Genomic DNA, 16,739 nt, shown 5'->3' with positions numbered 1-16,739 from the left:
CTTCTGTCGTGTCGGAGAGTGTGCGCGTCAGTCACCCTTGCGGCTGTGGGCCGCCTTGAAAGCCTCCCGGCCCGCCTCCAGGCCCCCACCCTTGACGCCCCCAGTCGACCCGCTCCCGCGAGCGCGGCGTGCTCCGGGGCCCAGGGGGCCGGCCAGCCCACCATTGGTGGTGGTGGTGGGGCCGTTCTTCCAGGCCAGGAGCTCGTCGGCTGCCTTGTCGGCCTCCTCGCGGGTGGCCCCGGTGAGGAAGCCGACGGGGACTCCCTTGGTGGCGGCGACCTCGGCGCGCATCGCGGCGGCCTCGGCCTGGGCGGCTCGAGCCTCGGCCTCGGTGGCGCGGGCCTCGGCCTTGGCCAGGCGGTCGGCGGCGCGCTCCTCGGCGGTCTTGGACGCCTCGGCCGCCTGGTCGAAGGCGGCTGCCTTCGTCTTGAGGGCGTCGTAGTCGGAGAACTTGGCCCGCTCTCGGGCCAGGCGCTCGCCGATGATCCGGTCAAGCTCCTCCTGGCTGGCAGGGGGAGTCCAGGCGGGCTTGCTGCCATCGCCGCTGCCGGGGTCGGGGGACGGGGTCGTCCCTGCGGCCGGGTCCGGGTCCGGGGCGACGGCGAAGCGGGCGTGCCTGGGCATGGTGCTGATGCGCATTGTGTGTCCTCGTGGTCGAGTCGGTCCGAGCCCTTTACCGCGGCTCGTGGTGCGGAATCTGAGGCCGCCAGTGGGGCGGCGGGTGTCACTCCTCGGCCAGCGCGGCCGCGGCGCTACGCCGGGCTGCGGCGTCCGCCCGGCGCTGGCCGGTGACATAGGCGCGCCAGTCGTCGAGGGTGAGCGTCTTGGTCGGCGACTGCTGCTGGAGCGTGGACAGGAGCCGCTCCATGCCGGCGACGATGGGGGGCACCCCGTGCTCGGGCAGGACCTCCTGGACCATGCACCCGCAGTTGTCGTGGTATCTGGACCCGGATGCCCGCCGGCCCCGCTTCCGGCGGCCGCCGCCGACCGTGAGGGCTGCGTCCCGCGACGTGTAGACCGCGCCGCGGGACGCCAGCATGAGGCAGAAGGCACAGCATCCGGGGCGCGGGACCCGGCACCATCCGGTGCCGGCGAGCGCGGTCGACACCTCGACGGTGTCGCGGGACGCGTTGCGCAGGTGGCGTGTGGTCGAGATGGCGGCCCGGCGCAGGACCTCCTCGGGGGTCTCGCCGGCCTGGGCCCACCCTGCGATCGCCTCGGCTACCTCCGTGGTGATGGCGTCGATGACCGTCGGGGCCTCGAGGTCGTGCTGGCCGGCGGTGGCGCGGGCTATGACCATTGTGTCGGCGGCGTCCTGCGCGGCCACCACACCCCACTCATGGTTGACCTGCCGGATGAGCCAGGCGAGCTCTGTGCGGCTCATCGTCGGGTTGTCCAGGAAGACCTGCTCGAGGGCGGTCACTCCCTGGACGGCGATCTGCTCGACCTTGACCCGGTGGCCGTCCCAGATCGCGAGGGGGGACGCTCCTGCCACCGAGACTCCCCCCTCTATGCGATCGGGGTGCCGTCGGCATCAGTGCGCGCCGACGCAACCTCCTGGGCCAGCGCGCTGCCCGACGCTGCTACGCCCGCCAGGGACGACAGCGTCTGCTGCGCCCGCCTGGATGCGGCGTCGGCCATCAGGCGGGCGATCGTCCCAGAGTCGAAGCCCAACTGCTCGTAGGTGACCTCACTGGTGGCCGGCAGGACGCCGGCGGCGACGAGCCCCATCACGGACTGCGCCTGAGCTGCCTTCGTCGGGGTCGACGGGTCACGCCACACAGGCCGCAGCCCGGACATGTCGTCCGGTGGCACGGTCGTGTCCCGGGCGGCCTGGACCGCCAGGAGCGCGATCTGCGCCCACGGCCCCGAGAAGTCAGCCTGCGCGTCCTCGACGACGGCGATCAAGTCGGCCTCGGCGGCCTTGATGGCGTCGGCCGACGACGGATTGTCCTGCACGATCCCCAGGAAGTTGAGGGGAATGGACGTCTCGCCGGCGAACATAGCCGCGACCTGCCGGAGCTCTGCGTTGTGCGGCTCCATGGACGCCTGCTGAAACTGCCCGGCGACCGGATTCGACTCTGAGACGTGGTCGTTCTCGTCTAGCGGTCGGGGCGCCACCAGCAGGTGGCCGATGACCGCCTCCCACGCGGGCATCAGCTCCCCGGTCTGCGGATCCTCGAAGGCCTCCATGTCGGCCCCGAGCAGGTAGCGCTGCGGGGCTGAGAAGAACTCCGCGCTGATCTCGGTGCGGAGCAGCGTGCGGGCCGCGTGGTCGGTCAGGCGCATCACCGGCCGGGTGATCCGCGACCGGCCGAACGGTCGCCCTCCGTCGGCCTGGTAGGGGATGAGGACCACCGGCACGCGGCCGAAGCCGTGCGGTAGCCGCTCGGCCTGCCATGACGCGGACACCGCGTCCCGGAAGACCTCGACGCGGTCGGACCGCGTCCAGAACGTCATCGCGAGGATCGCCCCGTGCTCGCTGCGCTCATCGATGGTGAGCGCGCAGGACAGGTCGTGCCTGCGGCGGTCCCACGTCCCGGACGCGTCGTGCGCGCTGTAGACGCTCACGACCGCCGGCGGCTCACCGTCGGCGGTGTCCCCGGCCGTCACCGACACGAAGGCACACCCCTCACAGAGGGCGGCGACCGTGGCCTGACGCACCGAGGACCGCAACCGGTTCAGGTCGAGCGCCTCGGCCGCCTCAGCGTCCATCTGCGCCTGACCCGGCACCGCGAAGCCCTCGAGCCTCGTGCGGGCTGCCAGCACGTTGCACGTCTTGGCAGGCCACCCCAGGACCGGCATGAGGTACTCGTACTCGGCCGGGATCGCAATCTGGATGTTGCGGGCCGCCTGCTCGCCGTCGTAGTAGCGGCGGCGCAGCCGGTTGCGGCGCCCGTGCGCCCCGATCCGGCGCAGGACCGCACGGAACTCCTCGAGGTCCTCCCCGAGCGCCAGCGCGACCTCGAGGTCACGCGACGGGTCGACCAGCCAGGTCACTGAGCTCACCGGAGCACCCCCCCTCGACGACGACGGCGCTTCGACGCACCCACGGATACCTTCCCGGAGTCCAGGGCGATCTTCGCACCCAGGCGGGCCCCGACCATGCACACGGCCAGGTCGACCAGCTTGTCGGAGTCCCGGTTGACCTTCCCCAGCGTGTACCCCCACTTGTTGGGGCGGCGGCGTGCGTTGTGGGTGTGCACCCGCAGCGCTGGGTTCCCGTCATGCGGGAACGGCGACCCCTCCTCGGGGTCGTCAATGTCCATCGCGGTGCGCATCGCCATGTCGGTAAACGCTTGGTTTCGGAGCACGCCGCCCCGGGCGCTCATCCGCATGTCGAAAAGCACCGCGGACCCGCCGGCACCCGGGGTCGCCCACACGGACACCTTGTGCCGCAGGTCCCGATGCCAGGAGTCGATGCACTCACCCCAGTAGAGGGCCTCGGTCGAGTCGTCCCGCGCTGGGGACGGGTCGACCCCGAACCACGCGACCCGGTACCTCTCGAACGCGTTCCTGACGACGGCGTCGACCTCCTGGCGCGGCGCCAGCCAGTCCTTGCCGCGGTGACCGTGCGGCCGCTGCCACACACCCAGCACGAAGACGTAGCCGTCGGCCAGGCGGCATCCCACCAGTCCCGTGGCGTCCTCGCTCTTGGAGCAGTCGAGGAACAGGGCCACCTTGTCGCCCTCGGCCAGCTCACGCGGCGACGCCATCGCATCGAAGCGCGCCGGGCTGACCCAAGCGTCCTCAGCGACCCCCAGGCCGTTGAAATAGTAGCGAATCGAGTCCGACACCGGGGTACGGGTGTCGAGCATCTCATCGGAGATGCGCTCCAGGTCCGCCCACGGCGCATCCGAGTACGCCGCCCGCAGCCCCCGCATGCGGGACTCCTCGTCGAAGATGTCGCTCGACGGCGGCGCCTCGATCGAGTCGTAGAGAATGTCCCGCCGCGGCGCATTCGGCCTCTGCTGAGCCTGCCACGCCAGGAACGACTGCTCCGCGACCGAGTCCTGCCCACTCAAGTGGGCGTTGGTCAGCTCGAGCACACGCGCCTGGATATACGCCGGCGACTTCCCTACATTGCGTCGGGCGACCGCAGCAATCTTGTGGCCACCACTCGACGCTGTCATGTGGTGCGACTCGTTGAGGAAGACCGCCGTCGCCGGCGCACCCTCCTGCGACTTCTCCGACGCCGTCAGCAGCTCGATCCGCCCCACGGACGTCACCGTCCGCATCAGCCCGTCGTCGACCGCATAGTCATCCGCGAGCGCGTCGGTGATCATGCCGTTGACGACGTCGAGGACCTCGCGGGCCTGGGACAGTGAGTTCGCGGCGATCTGGACCTTGGACATGCCGCGCTCGACGCCGACGGGCTGGCCGTTGGCGTCGAAGCCGTCGAGCTGCACGGGCCCGCACGCCTCGGCCCATGACAGGGCGGACGCGGTCGGGTCCTTCCCGGTCCCCTTCGCGCCGCGCTTGACCCCGGACCGGTAGATGAACCGGCCGGTCGTCGGGTTGATGGCATACCAGAGGTACAGGAACCTCTTTTGCCCGACCGTGAAGCGCCACGGCTCGCCGGTCAGATGGTGCTTGAGGTACGCCTCAGCCCAGGCGATCACCTGGGGGCCGAGCGTCGGGGGCAGGAGCGCGAGCCGGTCGTGGTGATTCCACGGCAGGCTCGGGTCACCGGGCCACGGGAGAGTCATCCACGCGCCCGTGGATGAGTCCACCCAGTAGCCAGGCAGCACCTCGTCAGGTGAAGTCTCGGGCAGCACTGGAGATCGGGGTCACGGTCGCGACCGGGGCGTCAGGGGCTGGGGCGGGCGCGATCTCCCAGCGCAGCCTCAGCATCGACCACGGGGTCAGTCCGAGGCGGTCCGCGTACGCGACGGCGAGCTTGGCAGCCTTGTGGTCGCCCAGCTCAGCCCGGGCCTTGGCCCGGCAGTAGCCCGCGACCTCACGCGTCCACCGCATCGCCTCCCACCGGGTGGCCATGGGGGTTGTCCAGACGCGAGCCCATATCTTGCGCTCGAGCTCCGCGGCCGCCTTGCACTCGGCAGCGATCATGGCCGCCGTCCCACGGGCCCGGGCAGCCCGGTCGAGCATCCGGTTGCGGCGGCGACCATCCGACTCGGCATCCGCCTGAGTCTCGAGGTCGTCAGCCACCGACTGCCAGTGGTCGACCATCGCCTCCGCCGGGTCCGGCGGCAGCGGCCACGTCGGGGTCCGACCGTGCCTACCATCGGCCGGCAGCTGCACCATCCCCGGCGCGGCGTTCCGACGAGCCCGCACGCTCGGATGCTTGGGGACCGGACCAGAGGGCATCACACCCTCCCCCCACCACACCCGCCATAAAACGGCGCAATACCAACGAAAAACGGCGGCACCAAACTAGTGCCACCAGAAACGCGGGAACCCGTACACGGTTTGAAGCCCTATGCCAGCCGTGGCCGGGCCCCCGGGCCCCCCTGGGGGGATACCCCGGGGGCCTCCAGCTCTCCGGCCGGCGCCCCTCAGACCAGGCCCGGGTGCGGGGTCGGCGGGCGGAGCCTGGACCGGCGCTGCCTGCCTCGGGCTGCCTCACGCTGAGTCTTCTGCATGTGACACGAGCCGCATGCGGCTTGCCCGTTGAGAGGATCATACATGGCTCCGCCCTCGGCAACCGGCACGACGTGGTCGGCCTCGGTCGCCCTGTGCTGACAGCCCGGCATGGCCAGCTGGCAGACGAACCGGTCGCGCCGCAGAACCGCGGCCGCCCACCGGCGGTGCTCGGCCGTCGACGTCCGCGACACGCCGCGCCTCCACGCCATCGACCCACACCCCCGCCACCATCGATCCCCACCCCCGCCCACGGTCGAGAGCCCCGGCCGATCATGCGGCTGTGGCCCTCCGGGCACAGGTGTCCTGCTGTCACCGAGGATGCAACACGCCCTCGGTGTGTGTCCAACCACTGCGCGCATCACCGGCGTGTCGCGCCTGTTGACGACGGCCGGCGAGGAACGCCACGCCCTCCCGGGCCATGACGTCCTCCCATGCCACCCACACCATGCGCCCCACCCGCTGGGTCCTCACGTCCCCCCGGGCCCACCACGACTGGAGGGTCCGGTACTCCAGCCCGGGCACGCGCTCGAGCGCCTCGGCCACCGGCACCCACTCGACACCGTCCGGCCCGGTGACGCTCACGCCGCCTCACCCTCGCCGGCATCCGCCGTCGCCACCGCCACCGCCCACCGGCGCGCACGGGCCCAGTCATCCTCCGACAGGACACGGCCACACGCCGACAGCGTGCACCGCACCAGCCGGTCAGCCCCGACGACCGCCGGCTGCACGACCACCAGGGACAGGCACCCACACCCCGGGCACCGCACGTCAGTGACCCGACGCTGCGGCTCCTCCACCGGGAACCTCCTCGACGCCGAGGACGACATCGACGCCAGCTCCTCGAGCATGACCGGCGCCCACGACCGGGTGGCCACCCACTCCAGGTGCGGGACCAGCCACCCGACCACACGCCGCGTCGCCCCCCGGCCCGCCAGCCCGACAGGGTCCCCACCATCGGCTGTCCACCGCGTGCCCCCCCGCGGGACCCCGACACGCAGCGACGCCTCCTCGGCTACCTCGAGCGCCCACGACACCAGAGCCGCGTGCAGGTCGTCCGCCTGCACCAGCGCCTCGGCGTAGAGCGCCCGCTCACTCGGCCGCGACGACGGCGCCCCGACCGACCGGCGCCCCGACGGCGACGACGTCGACGGCTCGGCCACATCGACCAGGTGCTCCACCACAGACGGCAGCGTGCGCACCGTGGCCTGCATCCGCCCCCAGCACCAGGCGCACAGCACGCCCTGCACCGCCGGCCGAGGCAGACACCCCCAGCACTCGACCACCGCGCTATCGTCGCTAGGCACCCACCCCGAGCACCCCGGCGCATGGTCACCACGAACCACGCACCCCGACCCGCAGCCGCTCACGCCCCGTCCTCCCGGTCACCGCGCAGCCCAGCGAGCTTCTCAGCCCGCCACGCCTCAATCATCCCGAGCTGAGCGAACAGCGTCCCGCCCGACTCGAACAGCCAGCCGCCGAACATCTCATCGTCCGACGTGTCAATGCCGGCCGCCTCGGCAATGCACACCCACGCACCCGGCATCATCCCCGGCATCTCATCCGCCAGATGATCTATGAGCGCCGACTCCAAAGCCGCCCTCGTCTCGCAGCTCATTCGATCTCCTCCTCACAAAGCCTGCACGGAAACGTGTCCCCGTGGATGTCACAAGTTCCCTTCCTTCGACGCCCCCTTCGACGCCTCCTCCCCCTCGGAGGGCTTCCTGACCGGACCTCACCAGAGCCCTCACCCCAGTGATCCGACCCCTCACCCTGGCCCGTGCCTTGCCCTGCCTTGCCTTGCCCTGCCCTGCCCTGCCTTGCCGGGCGGGAGAGCGCGCACGGGCCCGCACGCACGGGCGCGCACGGGCCCGCACGCACGGGCGCGCACGGGCCCGTACGCGCGTCGGGCGCGCACGGGCCCGTGCGCGCGCCCGTACGCGTACGCGCGCGCGAGGGGCCGGCAGGCTCGGCCGCGACGAAGTCGTCGAACACGAGCCCACGGCTGGCAGGCTCGCCGGCAGGGCCGGCAGGCTCGGCCGCGACGAAGTCGTCGAACACGAGCCCACGGCTGGCAGGCTCGCCGGCAGGGCCGGCAGGCTCGCCGACGACAGCCACGGCAGCTCCACCACCAGGCGCCCCAGCCCCCACGAGGCCGTGGGAGCCATTCTGAGCGCCGTTCTCGGCACCCCTGGTACCCGGGTGCACGTCGCCCCCGATAGCCCCGTCACGTGTCTCCTGGGTGGCCAGAACGGGACGTTCCGGCCCCCAGGTAGGCACACTGCTCCCACCCCCCACAGGTGGGTGCGGCTCGACGGACGCAGGCACACTGCTCCCACCCCCAGACGGCGGAGCCGAATCTGCGAACCCCTCGACAGGGCGCGATCCACGGTCCCCAACCGACGGCGGAGCCGAATCTGCGAACCCCTCGACAGGGCGCGATCCACGGTCCCCAACCGACGGCGGAGCCGAATCTGCGAACCCCTCGACAGGGCGCGATCCACGGTCCCCAACCGCCTCGTCACCACCCCCCGACGGCGACGACCACGCCATCTCGAGCAGATCAGCGGGCCCCTCACCAGGGCGCGATCGATGCTCAGCACGACGGGCCAGCGCCACCGAGTGCGGCGACGTCGGATGGAAGCTCATCCCCGCACGCGAGGCAGAGCGATTGCCCTTCGCCCTATTGCAGGCGCGGCACGCGACGGCAACGCCGTCGAGACCCATAGCCCGACCGAAGACGTGGTCCATCTCCGGCGCCAGGTCACCCTTCCGAGTGTCCCGGAACACGAGCCTCTGACAATAGACGCACAGGGCCCTCTCAGGCTCCCCATCATGCGCCCGCGACAGACCATCGCGTGCCCACATCGCATCATGAAGGGAAGCGTCCTTCCTCTCCGTCTGCAATGCCCGGCGCGCCCGGTCCTGCTCACCCGTCCGCTGCGACCAGTGCGCCCAATCGTGGAAAACCCACGACCCCTCCGGAGGAAGGTCGCACCGCTCACAACAGTGAGCACGATCATGCCACAAACCAGCCTCAACCAAAATCTCAGCCATCCGCAGCACGCGCGGATCAGGCATCACAGCGAACAGATCGAACCGGTCAAACCGACCGTCCTGATACGCCGACCGCAGTCGAGACCCCATCAGCACCCACAAGTAGCCAGCCGCGAGCGCGTCGGTGTCTCCCGACAGGCCGCGTCGGACCAGGGCCTGGTGCTTGGGGTGCACGTGGGCCTGGTCGTCGACCACGAAGAAGCTCATTGGGTCTCCTGCTGCTCGTCATTCTGTTTGTGTGGCTGGCTGGCGCTGGGGGTGGTGGAGGGGCTCTTGCCTGGGGGCTGGGCGTGTCCATCAGTCGTCCTGCTCCCCGCGGCTGGATTCCCCGGTGAGGGCTGCGATGGCTTCCTGCACCTCCCGGATGCCGGCGGCGATGGCCGGCATCATCGACGCGATGTGCCCCACGACTGCCGCCAAGGCGCCCCCGAGGGCGGCGGACATCGCCTTGACGCACTCCGGGCACATCTCAGCGCCCCTCACCTGGGCCTCCGACACCTCGGGCAGCTCGAGGAACAGGTTGCGCGGGTACGGCACCGCCTCGACGTCCGGAGGTGCGCACATGCTGACGACGTCCAGCCGGGGCTCCTGGTCTGACCCCACAGTCCTGATGACGTGAGCCAGTCCCCGCCGGCAGCGACTCACCCGATAGGTGGTCATCTCACGCCACCCCCCTGTAGAGGACGGCCACCGGGAACGCGAGGCTGTCCGCCGTCTGCGCGGTGCCGGTGAGGTCCATCAGCAGTCCGCTGTCCGCGACCACGACCTGCACCCCCGCCGCGTCCCGCAGGACCGACCCCGCCGGGAGGCCCGCGAGCCCATCGGCGTGCAGCGCCAGCTCGAAGGCAGGCCACCCCAGCTGCAGGAGATATGTCGACATGGCGCGGGTCACCCCGGACGCCCGGAGCCACAGGCCCACCAGCGGCGCCTCACCGGTCAGAAACTGGTCCAGGACCTGGTCCAGCGCCCTCTCGGCCTGGCTGCGCTCACGCGGCGCAGAACCGCCCGTCTTGTCTGTGCTCATAGGTGTTCGCTCCTCACATGAAGTCAAAGATCGTCGTCTGCCGCGCGACTCGCCTTGGTGCGGCGCTCGCGGGTTGTGCTGTCGTGTCCTGGTGGTCGGCGAGGGCGCATGAGCACCACACGCCGACCTCGTGGTGGGTGTCGAAGACTGCGGGCGCTGTGAGGTCGAGGAGGCGGTTCGGCCGGGTGATGAGGCTTGATGCCCGGAGTGGCCTCTGGTCCTGTCGTGTCATGCGGCCGCGGGACGCCGGTCCGGGCCCTTCGCCTTCGCACTCCTGGTGCTCGCCGTGGTGGCACGCGAGGCAGACCACCCACCGGCAGGGGTCCCGGTGGAGGACGAGGGTGCGCATCTTGGGGAGCCACGCGTGCTCCCGCACCCATGTGGCCTCCTCGGCTGTCATGGTCGGCCCCTCGAGCTCCCTGCTGCTTGCCCACAGGACTGCCACGCATCGGGTGCACACGCGGTCCTCCGGTGGCCCGCTCTGGCGACGGGAGACCTCTGCGAGGATCTCCGCCCTCGACGCCGGCGGCGGATCGCACGGCGCGTCGCGGTCGTCGACGTCGGTCACCCTGGCGCCGCGGCACAGCATGCGGCTGTACCAGCCCGACCGGTACCGGACGATGTCGGCGATGTGGCTCGTCCCGTCGTCGAGCTGGCACACCGCCCACCCGATGTGCACCTCGCAGCCCGCGAAGAGCTCCGGGTGGTAGGCCGGACGCGCCCCCGTCCCGCAGGCGGCCTGCTGGTGCACGGCGGCGGCGTCCCGCACCCACCCGCGCTCGGAGTGAGAGCGCACGGCCCCGCAGGCCGGGCACGTCCACACCCAGCCGCGCCCCCCGGGGACGACCCCGGTGGTGACGCGCCCCTTCTGCGCTGTGGCGGTCATCTGGTCACCGGCCCACGTCCAGCTGCTCCCCGGTGCGTGGCGTCCTGCGGGCGCTCACAGGATCACCCGCCACAGGCCCACCAGGGCTGCCACCCCGAGGGCGCCCAGGAGGGCCAGGGTGACCACACCGAGGGCCTTCCCGACGGCCGCGCTGGCCCGCTGCGCGCGGTTGGTCCAGACCGGCTCTCCCGGCCCGCCGCCGGCCGTGCGGGGGCAGCCCGTGCAGGAGCACCCCTCGCAGGCACCCCGGGCGCTGTTGGTGGGGTTGTTGACGGGGTTGTTGATCGCCTTGCTCATGGCCTCTCGATGTCCTCTCTGTGCTGTCAGTGCTGTGATGGTCAGAAGGGGGGCTCGTCCCCAAAGCTGGTCTGGCCCGGCATCGCGGCCACCCATCCGTCCTCCGTCGACGGCGGCTGCTGGGGCGCATGCGGCCGCGCGACCGGCCCTCCCAACGGCTCCGTCATCCGCCCCTGCGGCGGGGACGCCGGCGGGGCCGACTGGTCCCACACCGAGGTCCCGGTCGCCGCCGTCGACTGGGGCGCCCCCCACTGCCCGCCCCCACCCTGGGGCGACCCCTGGGCCTGGCCGCGGCCCATGCGGGTCACCTGAGCGCGCGCGTACCGCAGGGACGGGCCCACCTCGTCAACCTGCATCTCCACGACCGTGCGCTGCTCGCCCTCCCGCGTCGTGAACGACCGCTGGACCAGGCGACCCTGGACGATCACCCGCGCGCCCTTCACCAGGGACTCGGCGACGTTCTCGGCCGCCTCACGCCAGATCGAGCAGCGCATGAACAGGGTCTCCCCGTCCTTCCACTCCCCGGAGGCGCGGTCGAAGGCGCGCGGCGTCGACGCCACCGTGAACGACGCGACCGCGGTCCCCGACTGCGTGAACCGCAGCTCCGGGTCCCCAGTCAGGTTCCCCACGATCGTCACAATCGTCTCGCCCGCCATGTCAGTGCACCTCCAAAGGCTCGTCGTCCCGCAGGCACTGCGGCACCCTGCTCTCCTCGATCACCAGCCACCCCGCCCGCACCGCGAGCGCGAGGGCGGTCCCCAGGACCAGGGGCGGGATGACGGCGGCGTAGACGGCGGCGACGGTTGCCGCGGCCGCGATCTTGCTTCTCATCTCTGGTCCTCAGCCCTTCTGAAAGATGCTGCTCATCGCACGGATGGCGGCCGCGCGCGCGAAGTGGGAGCAGTCGGTGATGACGATTCGGTCGTAGTCGACGTCGGCTCCCACCGTGTCATCAGCCTCCTCGGTGGCGACGTCCACGAGGAGGTCACCGACAGCCTCCTCGATGGCGGCTTGGGTCCGCTGCGTCCGGCAGTCGCAGGCCTCCTCACGGAGGAGGTCCCCGGACTGGGTCTCGAGCTCCTCGACCCATCCGGCGATGAGCCCAACAGCAGCCTCGATCCCCTCCAGACTCCGCTGCCTGGTCCACAGCGTGGGCCTGTCGCTTGACCTGATCTCGGCTGACAGCGCGAGGATGATTGCCCTCAACCTCACCCCCGAATCGATCTCCCCCGGCCGAACTCGGCTCGGCTGGCTCTCCACCCGGCTGATCACCCGGTCCCAGTCCTCAGGGGACGGGTCCTCGCACTCCTCGTGCACCAGCCACGACAAGGCCGCCGCCAGCGCTGACGCCACGGCGTCAAGCAGGCGGTCCGAGTCGGCCCACAGGTCCGCCTCCGGGGTCGACAAACCCGCCGCGTAGCCGATGGCGGCCATCACCCGCTCCAGCGACCCGCGCGGGCCGTGCAAGGCGCAGGCAATGATCCCCGGGTGCCGCAGCGCGCTCGACTCACTGCGCGTCTCCGTCATCGTCATCGTCATCATGGTCTCCATCTCCATCTGTCCTCTCGTGTCTTCTGCTTGGTCGGGTGCGACCTTCAGGGCTTGTCGTTGCAGCCGCAGATTCCGGCGACGGGGTTGTATCGCTTCCCGCAGGAAGCGCACTCCTGCACCTGCTCCGGGTGGTAGTCGCCCCTCCGCGGGCGACGGCGCGCCGCATAGGGGTTCGCCGGCAGCGGGTCCGACCCACCAGCGGTAGCCGCCTTGGTGGATGTCATGTTCGTGTTCATCACTTCTCCTCGTTGAGGTCGAATCGTCCGGTCGTGAATCCGTCGACGAGGACCTGCTGCCCCAGGCCCGTCACGCGCGGCACCCACCGGAGGCGGGACCCGCTGCGCGTATTGACCACGTGCTCGACGGCGCGCACGTAGCCCTTGTCCAGTGCCCACTTCGTGGGTCGGTTCCACATGTCGCCCTGCGACCGGCACAGCCACCCGTGGGCGCGCAGCCACCGGAAGAGCTGCACCTGGCTGCAGGGGATGCCCTCCTGCGTCAAGGCATCCGCCACTGCCTTCACCAGAACGTCCCCCTCCGACTCCGACACCGCCCGACCCAGGCGCGTGTGCGGCGCATCCGCCTCCACACGAGCCGCGAGCGCTGTCGCCCGCTGCTCTGCGGCGGCGCGGGCTGCACGCTCCTCCTTGAGGGACGTCGCCAGGCGGATGATGAAGTCGGGGTCGCTGAGCGCGGCCTCTGCTGCCTGGGGTGTGAGGTATCCGCCGTGCCGACGGATCGCGGGGAGCACCTCGCCGGTCACCCAGCGGCGGAACCTGGTGGCCCCTTCGACTCGGGAGCCGAGGACCGCGGCGTAGACGCCCGACTCGGTGATGACGATCATGGTCTGGTCGCCACCAGGGGTACGCACTGAGCGCGTACCCCTTTCGTCGTCGTCGAGGCGGCGGGTCATGTCGGAGGCCATGCGGTATCCGAGGGCGCGGGCGATGTCCGCGGCCACGAAGAGGGTCTGGCCGTCGGGGTCGGTGACGGTGCGGACCTCGACGCCGTCGAACTCGAAGACGTCGAGCTGGCCGGCGGGCGGCATGACGTCGCCACCGGCTGCGATGATTGTCGTGGTGTTCACGGCTGGTCCTCCTCGTCTCGACGGCCGTTGAGCAGGGCGACCAGGTCCCGGAGGGTGAGGGTGACCCACTGGTCTCCGGGGGCGGCGACTCCGTGACGCTTGTGCACGACGAGCCCGGCGATGGCGTCGTCGTTGCCTCGCTCGATCTCCGCCTCGTCCGCCCACGCCGCCAGGGCGGGGCGGGCGGTGTTCTTGCACTCGATGACCAGGCGCTCGCCCTGGTGGCGGACGCCGGCGATGTCCCCTCGGTCCTGCGCGCCGGTGCGGGCGCGACGCTCGATGCGGTCGTCAGCGAGCTTGTCGCGCAGGTAGCCGGCGACCATCGACTCGAAGCGGGTGCCGGCCGAGCGGGCAGACGCGTGGGACCGGCGGCGCGCGGCGGTCATGCTGCCTCACCCCCGTCCGGGCCCCCGTTGTCCTGCTCGTGGAGCCACGCGGACAGGTCCGCGACCAGGGCCCTCTCATCGGAGCGGCGGCCCTCCCGTGCTCCCACCGGGGCGCCGTCGATGAGGAGCCCCATGAGCACCCCGGTCCCGGACCCGTCGTAGGCCCGGTCGTCCGCCCTCGTGCCAGCGGTGCCGAACGCGATCGTGCTGCCCAGGAACAACATGGGACTGTCCGCGTCCCCCTGGGCGATGAGCAGGTGCCCGCCCGTCGTGGCCCGCAGGGGCAGGCCCCCGAGCTCCTTCGCGGTCGCCGCCCACTGGCGCATGTGATCCGACGGCATGAGCATCGTCGCCGCACCGGCCAGGGGCTCCGCGCACGCCTCCATCACCATCCGGGCGGCGTCCTGCCGCTCGAGACCCTCCTCGGAGTACCAGTCCGGCTGGCTGCGCACCCGCACCGACGCACCCGGCCACAGGCCGGTGACGTCCGTGACCGACACGGTCCCGCAGTGCTCGTCGACCACGACCTCCGCGCGCGCCCCCTGGTCCTCCCGGGCACCCCGGGGATCATGCACGCGGCCGATCATGCGAGCCGCCCGGACCGTCAGGTCGACCTCGACGACCTCCACCAGGCCCGTGTCCGCCGGCTCCCCGTCGCCTACAACGTCCGCCTCCTCCAGGAGGACCGACGCCACCGCCGCGGACACCCCGTCCGTGGTCACCACGGACAGACGCATCCCCTCCAGGTCGACCACCAGACGCACCCGCTCGAGGCCTGTGCCCGCCTTCTCCGGGCCGGTGTGCGGGACCACCGCACGCACCGCACGCACCAGGAGGTCCATCGGGCACACCACCCGCACCTGCACCGTCGACGGCACCCTCATCCCAGTCACTGCCCAGCCTCCCTCATGCTCTCGTGCTCCATATGTCCTGCCTGCGCCGGCGCGATCACGCCGACCCGCTCGAGCGCCTCCACCAGAGGCGCATCCACCGCGACAACCTCCAGCTGACCGTCCGGGTCCGGGAGGAAGCGCTCCCACTGCTCCGGGACCGCCCCCACGAGGGCCGGCAGCAGAGTCCCCAGCCATCGGGCCCCCGACTCCACCCGCTGCTCCTCCGCGCGGATGCTCGCCACGACATCCGACCTCCCGGCCGGGGCGCCACCCGCACCCTCCGGAGAGACCGAGGCGACCGTGAGGACCACCGTCACCGGGTCGACGACCGGCGACCCATCCACCGCAATGACCAGCCTCACCGGGAACCACCCCCGTCAGCACCGAGCATGTCCAGCATCGACGGCGTCCCAAGCGGGTCCTCACCCGCCGCGTCACCACCGGCCTCGGCCAGCATGCGGCGAGCCACCTCCGCGCACCGGCGGCACGTCCTCCGATCAGCCACCAGCTCAGCCACCTCCTCCGGTGACAGCAGACCCGGCTCAACCGCATCCGCCACATGCGGCTGCGATCCGCTCCTGCACAGGCGGGCCACGTCACACACCCAGTGCGGTGGCTGCCCAAGACTGGCCGCCCGCCCCAGCGACGGCCCCACCAGGCGCCGCTCCCCGACCTCAGCGAGGTGAGTCACCGGCAGCCACGACGCCGACCACTCCACCACCCGGATGCTGGTCCCGCTCATGCCGAGACCCCCATCTGATAGGCCCACTGGGCGACGATGCCGGTGAGCTCGTCCAAAGACGACGCACGCCCCTGCGGCACGCGCCGCAGACCGCACGCGTCGTCATAGACCGCCTCGGTCTCAACCGCTTCTCGGTTGCACACGAGGTTCAGCCACCTTCCCGTGCCAGTGTCGATGACGACGGTGTCCCCGTGCCGCTCGACACCGACGCGCGGATACAGCCCCGTGCGGAAGAGCCATCCCGAGACCGTGACGGCCAGAGTCACCGCCCACTCCAGGGGGACGAGCCCCGTCGCCTCACCGCCCTGGGCCGTGTCCTGAGCCGTGTCCTGAGCCGTGTCCTGAGCGCTCATGACTCCTCCACGAACAGGTCGATCCCCTCAGGCGCCCAGAGCGCCCCGAGCGCCGTACACCCGATCACACTGCCGTCCACGTCCCTGACCAGCCGGTCCGGCCACACCAGGTCCTCACGGTGCGCGAAGTACTCCGCGATGGCGCGTGGGACCACAACCAGTACGCCACCAACCCCGTCCGGAAGGGGAGGCTCACAGCCCGTCGGGCGGCGGCCGGAAAGCACGGTCGCCGCCATGTCCAAGTTGGTGACATCCGTCGTGAGCCCGTCCCCGGTGACGCGCGCACTTCCCATGCGGACCGCGACCCGCGTCGTGTGCTCCGTGCTCAGCGTGAGTCGCGGAGCCGGCGTCATCTCCGGCGGGACCTCCACCCAGTAGTCCCCCGCCTTGAACCGCAGGTTGTGCGGGGTGCAGTTGACCAGGTCGTAGACCTGGTCACTGAGGTCGTGGTGTTCGCTCATCTGACTTTCCTCACTCATGCCCGTTCCGTCCGACGACCGGCCGGCCGTCTCCTCGCCCTCCCCGGAGGCAGCTGGGATGACCCAGTGCTCCAGCGGCTTGACCGGCAGCCTGAGCCGCCTGGCCCAGAACGCCTCGATCCGCGCGCCCCGGGACTCCCGCCACCCGTCGATCAGCGCGACGCCGTCGCACTCCAGCAGCAGGTGCCCCGTTGCACGCATCCACATGCGCCACTCGTCGTCTCCCGGCCGCCGGCACTGGCGGGCCGACTTGACCGGCAGGTGCGCCGGGGAGACCGGCTCGAACCCTGCCGACCGCAGCGCCCGGCACGCGGCCCGGAAGAACACCTCGTAGTCGGGCACGCCCGTGATCGGGCCCGCGACGTAGACGCGTCTCATGCCTG

21 protein-coding genes are annotated in these 16,739 nt (G+C 71.4%); all 21 read right to left on the bottom strand.

Annotated elements, in window-relative coordinates:
• Positions 1-27: 27 nt before the first annotated feature.
• The 21 genes from EL245_RS06530 to EL245_RS06430 all read right to left on the bottom strand — a co-directional run bounded on the left by EL245_RS06530 (position 28) and on the right by EL245_RS06430 (position 16,734).
• Positions 28-639 (bottom strand): capsid assembly scaffolding protein Gp46 family protein, encoded by a 612-nt coding sequence (locus EL245_RS06530; RefSeq protein WP_161512748.1) that lies wholly within the window; start codon positions 637-639, stop codon positions 28-30.
• 85 nt (positions 640-724) lie between these two features.
• Positions 725-1,495, bottom strand: a complete 771-nt coding sequence (locus tag EL245_RS06525) for a VG15 protein (protein WP_126382421.1) — start codon at positions 1,493-1,495, stop codon at positions 725-727.
• A 14-nt stretch (positions 1,496-1,509) separates the two neighbouring features.
• Positions 1,510-3,009 (bottom strand): phage portal protein, encoded by a 1,500-nt coding sequence (locus EL245_RS06520; RefSeq protein WP_161512747.1) that lies wholly within the window; start codon positions 3,007-3,009, stop codon positions 1,510-1,512.
• Positions 3,006-4,751 (bottom strand): terminase, encoded by a 1,746-nt coding sequence (locus EL245_RS06515; protein WP_126382419.1) that lies wholly within the window; start codon positions 4,749-4,751, stop codon positions 3,006-3,008. Before EL245_RS06515 ends, EL245_RS06520 begins: the two co-directional genes overlap by 4 nt.
• Positions 4,752-4,755: 4 nt before the next feature.
• Entirely contained in the window at positions 4,756-5,190 is a 435-nt protein-coding gene (locus tag EL245_RS06510) for a hypothetical protein (protein WP_126382418.1), read from the bottom strand.
• Between the two features lie 326 nt (positions 5,191-5,516).
• Complete coding sequence (locus EL245_RS14010; RefSeq protein WP_408608401.1) at positions 5,517-5,714, bottom strand: HNH endonuclease; 198 nt, start codon at positions 5,712-5,714, stop codon at positions 5,517-5,519.
• A gap of 468 nt (positions 5,715-6,182) precedes the next feature.
• Entirely contained in the window at positions 6,183-6,803 is a 621-nt protein-coding gene (locus EL245_RS06495) for a hypothetical protein (RefSeq protein ID WP_126382415.1), read from the bottom strand.
• 164 nt (positions 6,804-6,967) lie between these two features.
• Complete coding sequence (locus EL245_RS06490) at positions 6,968-7,219, bottom strand: hypothetical protein (protein ID WP_126382414.1); 252 nt, start codon at positions 7,217-7,219, stop codon at positions 6,968-6,970.
• A 1,736-nt stretch (positions 7,220-8,955) separates the two neighbouring features.
• Positions 8,956-9,222, bottom strand: coding sequence for a hypothetical protein (locus EL245_RS06485; RefSeq protein WP_126382413.1), 267 nt, complete (start codon positions 9,220-9,222; stop codon positions 8,956-8,958).
• A gap of 97 nt (positions 9,223-9,319) precedes the next feature.
• Entirely contained in the window at positions 9,320-9,682 is a 363-nt protein-coding gene (locus EL245_RS06480) for a hypothetical protein (RefSeq protein ID WP_126382412.1), read from the bottom strand.
• Between the two features lie 13 nt (positions 9,683-9,695).
• Positions 9,696-10,568 carry a hypothetical protein gene (locus tag EL245_RS06475; RefSeq protein ID WP_126382411.1) on the bottom strand — a complete coding sequence of 291 codons (873 nt, stop codon included), beginning with the start codon at positions 10,566-10,568 and terminating at the stop codon, positions 9,696-9,698.
• 54 nt (positions 10,569-10,622) lie between these two features.
• Positions 10,623-10,865, bottom strand: a complete 243-nt coding sequence (locus EL245_RS06470; RefSeq protein WP_126382410.1) for a hypothetical protein — start codon at positions 10,863-10,865, stop codon at positions 10,623-10,625.
• Between the two features lie 41 nt (positions 10,866-10,906).
• Complete coding sequence (locus EL245_RS06465; RefSeq protein ID WP_126382409.1) at positions 10,907-11,521, bottom strand: single-stranded DNA-binding protein; 615 nt, start codon at positions 11,519-11,521, stop codon at positions 10,907-10,909.
• Position 11,522: 1 nt separating this feature from the next.
• Positions 11,523-11,696, bottom strand: a complete 174-nt coding sequence (locus EL245_RS13200) for a hypothetical protein (protein WP_161512745.1) — start codon at positions 11,694-11,696, stop codon at positions 11,523-11,525.
• Positions 11,697-11,705: 9 nt separating this feature from the next.
• Positions 11,706-12,299 (bottom strand): hypothetical protein, encoded by a 594-nt coding sequence (locus tag EL245_RS06460; RefSeq protein WP_126382408.1) that lies wholly within the window; start codon positions 12,297-12,299, stop codon positions 11,706-11,708.
• A 352-nt stretch (positions 12,300-12,651) separates the two neighbouring features.
• On the bottom strand, positions 12,652-13,503 hold the full coding sequence (locus tag EL245_RS06455) for a phage antirepressor KilAC domain-containing protein (protein ID WP_197719461.1): 852 nt from the start codon (positions 13,501-13,503) through the stop codon (positions 12,652-12,654).
• Positions 13,500-13,889 (bottom strand): PDDEXK family nuclease, encoded by a 390-nt coding sequence (locus EL245_RS06450; RefSeq protein ID WP_126382407.1) that lies wholly within the window; start codon positions 13,887-13,889, stop codon positions 13,500-13,502. Before EL245_RS06450 ends, EL245_RS06455 begins: the two co-directional genes overlap by 4 nt.
• The gene (locus EL245_RS06445) at positions 13,886-14,782 is read right to left on the bottom strand and encodes a hypothetical protein (RefSeq protein ID WP_126382406.1); all 897 of its coding nucleotides are present in this window, start codon (positions 14,780-14,782) and stop codon (positions 13,886-13,888) included. The genes EL245_RS06450 and EL245_RS06445 overlap by 4 nt, the downstream gene beginning before the upstream one ends.
• Positions 14,779-15,024 carry a hypothetical protein gene (locus tag EL245_RS06440; protein ID WP_126382405.1) on the bottom strand — a complete coding sequence of 82 codons (246 nt, stop codon included), beginning with the start codon at positions 15,022-15,024 and terminating at the stop codon, positions 14,779-14,781. The genes EL245_RS06445 and EL245_RS06440 overlap by 4 nt, the downstream gene beginning before the upstream one ends.
• Positions 15,025-15,520: 496 nt before the next feature.
• Entirely contained in the window at positions 15,521-15,877 is a 357-nt protein-coding gene (locus EL245_RS06435; RefSeq protein WP_126382404.1) for a hypothetical protein, read from the bottom strand.
• Entirely contained in the window at positions 15,874-16,734 is an 861-nt protein-coding gene (locus EL245_RS06430) for a DUF4406 domain-containing protein (RefSeq protein ID WP_161512743.1), read from the bottom strand. The genes EL245_RS06435 and EL245_RS06430 overlap by 4 nt, the downstream gene beginning before the upstream one ends.
• Positions 16,735-16,739 lie beyond the last annotated feature (5 nt).

This window comes from Actinomyces howellii (genome assembly GCF_900637165.1).
Classification (GTDB): Bacteria; Actinomycetota; Actinomycetes; order Actinomycetales; family Actinomycetaceae; genus Actinomyces; species Actinomyces howellii.
Note: the sequence above shows the minus strand (reverse complement) of the source record. Positions and strands in the feature narration are given on the sequence as shown.